At 38.6% G+C, this 2262-nt stretch carries 3 protein-coding genes and 1 pseudogene; all 4 read left to right on the forward strand.

Features of this window, described 5'->3' with window-relative positions; all coding sequences use genetic code 11:
• The first annotated feature begins 365 nt into the window (after positions 1 to 365).
• Positions 366 to 1040, forward strand: a complete 675-nt coding sequence (locus FTU17_RS17105) for a CsgG/HfaB family protein (protein ID WP_180007514.1) — start codon at positions 366 to 368, stop codon at positions 1038 to 1040.
• A 33-nt stretch (positions 1041 to 1073) separates the two neighbouring features.
• Positions 1074 to 1430 (forward strand): DUF4810 domain-containing protein, encoded by a 357-nt coding sequence (locus tag FTU17_RS17110; protein ID WP_180007598.1) that lies wholly within the window; start codon positions 1074 to 1076, stop codon positions 1428 to 1430.
• On the forward strand, positions 1427 to 2107 hold the full coding sequence (locus FTU17_RS17115) for a GNA1162 family protein (protein WP_180007515.1): 681 nt from the start codon (positions 1427 to 1429) through the stop codon (positions 2105 to 2107). Before FTU17_RS17110 ends, FTU17_RS17115 begins: the two co-directional genes overlap by 4 nt.
• Before the next feature lie 88 nt (positions 2108 to 2195).
• Positions 2196 to 2262 (forward strand): annotated as a pseudogene (locus tag FTU17_RS17700) (helix-turn-helix domain-containing protein); the annotation flags it as partial.

Raw genomic sequence — 2262 nt, forward strand, 5'->3', positions numbered from 1 at the left:
TACTTCATGTACAACCATCATTTTAAAGGCGAAGCTATAATCACGTTGTGTGCGTTTAACTCGTTGTTCTTGTGCATGTTCCATAAAATAAGTCTCTTAAGGTGTAAACTTATTTCAGGACGGGACACTTAGCTCCCCAAAAAAAGCCTCTACGAATAGAGGCTTTTTTATGCTGAAATTTTTGAGGTCAAATGTATCTTTGCAGGCTGTCGCGTATTAATTCTGCTATATGTGTTGGTAGAGCTGAGTTAAAAACAAGTTAATTAGATCGATATTGTTGCTATTAAACGGGTAAATTTCTTCATTTATCATGTTATTTACTGTTATTATTTGTATGCTTTTTATATAAATATCAGAGGGATGATATGTCTAATAAAATTTTATTAATAGCTGCATTGGGGTGTATGTCTTTAACAGCTTGTTCAACAACAGAGACTTCTAGAACTATACAAGCGCCGCAAGTCACAGCAGCAACCGCAGCGGTTCAATATACTGGTGTAAAAACACCTGTTTCGATTGGTAAATTTGACAATCGCTCAAGCTATATGCGTGGTATTTTTTCGGATAATGTTGATCGTTTAGGTGGTCAAGCAAAAACAATTTTAGAAACGCATCTTCAGCAGTCTGGATATTTCTCTGTACTTAACCGCGATAATTTATCTGAATTACAGCAGGAATCTGGATTCAGTAAATCTGCGCAGTCGATTAAAGGTGCGCGTTTTGTATTAACTGGTGATGTGTCTGAGTTTGGTCGTAAAGAAGTGGGTGATCACCAGCTTTTTGGTGTACTAGGTCGTGGTAAAACTCAAATTGCTTATGCAAAAGTTAATCTAAACATTGTAGATGTAAAAACGGCTGAGATTGTACACTCTGTACAAGGTGCTGGTGAGTACGCACTCAGCGAACGAGAAGTACTTGGCTTTGGCTCTACTGCATCTTACGATTCAACATTAAATGGTAAAGTTTTAGATTTAGCTGTACGTGAAGCAGTGAATAATCTTGTGCTTGATTTACAGACTGGCAAGTGGTCTAACAAGTAATAGGATGTTGCTGTGAGACATATTTTTTTATTGATGAGCGGTCTTATTTCGCTAAGTTTGGTTGGGTGCGCAACTGCGCCAAAGTCATTGTACAGCTGGGGTGAATTTCCACAGCAAACTTATTTATCTTTAAGTTTGCCTGAGAAAGCGATGCCACAAGATCAAGTATTAAAACTTGAAAAAGACGTTGAAAAAGCTAAGGCGAAAAACTTAGCTGTTCCGCCTGGACTGTATGCACATTTGGGACTGCAATACCTAAATATGAATGATGCACCGCGTGCGATTCAATATTTTGAGCTTGAGCGTCAGGTCTATCCTGAGTCGACTGTATTAATGGATCGTTTATTGAAAAAAATGACGGGTCAAACTTCAGCAGGAGCAAAAAAATGAAGCATTTAAAAACTTTATTTACAGTTACTGCCGTTGTTGGCTTATTAACGGGTTGTGCAACTGCACCTAAAAATACACGTGATTTAAGTACCTATACTGCAAATATGCCAAAATCTATTTTGGTGATGCCACCTGTGAATGAATCACCTGATACTCGTGCAACCAATAGTTACTGGTCGACTGTGACGGTGCCAGTAGCTGAAGCTGGCTATTACGTTTTTCCAATCAGTGTTGTTGACACCATGTTTAAAGAAAATGGTGTTTATAACGGCGCAGATGCACAAACGATTAGCCCTAAAAAGCTTCAAGAAATCTTTGGTGCTGATGCTGCGCTTTATGTCAAAGTGAAGGAATACGGTTCTAAGTATCAAGTTATTCAAACTGTTGCAACGGTTGCTGTTGAAGCGAAGTTAGTTGATCTAAAAACAGGTGAGTTACTTTGGGAAGGAACTGAAAAGCAAGTGCTGTCTAACAGCAACAATAATGCTGGTTTAGTCGGTATGCTAGTGGGTGCTTTAGTTGACCAAATCTCGAATCATTTAAGCGATAAAGCTTATGTGTTGTCTGGGACAGTTAGTCATTTACTTTATTCACCTCGTTTAAGTGAGCAGAAGGGCTTGTTGTATGGGCCTCGTTCGCCAAACTTTGCGCAGAATGGATTAAGTCCGCAGAAATAATAAAAAGCCCCTCTAGTTAGGGGCTTTTTAAGTTGACAAAAATAACTAATCATGCGAAAAAGTTTTTTTAGTTAACAGATGTTCACACATGCCTCGAATTGTTTCTGTACCACTTAGTTTAGAACAGCGAGAACGACTCATTTTTCTGGCCAAGC

The organism is Acinetobacter sp. YH12070, assembly GCF_013419625.1.
Taxonomy (GTDB): domain Bacteria; phylum Pseudomonadota; class Gammaproteobacteria; order Pseudomonadales; family Moraxellaceae; genus Acinetobacter; species Acinetobacter amyesii.

What these genes read in the sequence shown, in the direction of transcription:
- FTU17_RS17105 (WP_180007514.1), top strand. Translation starts at nt 366, where the DNA reads ATGTCTAATAAAATTTTATTAATAGCTGCATTGGGGTGTATGTCTTTA.
- FTU17_RS17110 (WP_180007598.1), top strand. Translation starts at nt 1,074, where the DNA reads ATGAGCGGTCTTATTTCGCTAAGTTTGGTTGGGTGCGCAACTGCGCCA.
- FTU17_RS17115 (WP_180007515.1), top strand. Translation starts at nt 1,427, where the DNA reads ATGAAGCATTTAAAAACTTTATTTACAGTTACTGCCGTTGTTGGCTTA.